The sequence below is a fragment of the Vibrio sp. HI00D65 genome (assembly GCF_001635455.1).
GTDB lineage: Bacteria > Pseudomonadota > Gammaproteobacteria > Enterobacterales > Vibrionaceae > Vibrio.
Genome location: NZ_LWEH01000018.1, coordinates 1 through 360, shown reverse-complemented (window position 1 = coordinate 360; position 360 = coordinate 1). Strand labels below are relative to the sequence as shown.

1 pseudogene is annotated in these 360 nt (G+C 42.5%); it reads left to right on the top strand.

What is annotated here, in order from left to right:
* Positions 1-279, top strand: a pseudogene (locus A3712_RS26540) (sigma factor-like helix-turn-helix DNA-binding protein); the annotation flags it as partial.
* Positions 280-360: the final 81 nt, after the last annotated feature.

Sequence of the window (360 nt, the reverse complement as noted above, 5' to 3'; positions counted from 1 at the left end):
TGAACAACTCAGATCCTGAGGTTTCGACTCAAGATAGTGATATCAAAAACTCACTGATCTTCTGGCTTGATGAGCTGAATCCTAAGCAGAAAGAGGTGCTTGCACGTCGGTTTGGCCTACTAGGCTATGAACCGTCAACGCTAGAAGAAGTTGACGGTTCATAGCCTAACTCGTGAACGCGTTCGTCAAATCCAAGTTGAAGGTCTTCGTCGTCTACGTGAGATCCTTATCAAGCAAGGTTTGAACATGGAAAACCTGTTCAACGTTGAAAACGACTAAACGATACCCATTAACCTCGATAAAAAAACGCTGACTTAATGTCAGCGTTTTTTTATCGAGGTTAAAGATACTTGCCTTTGA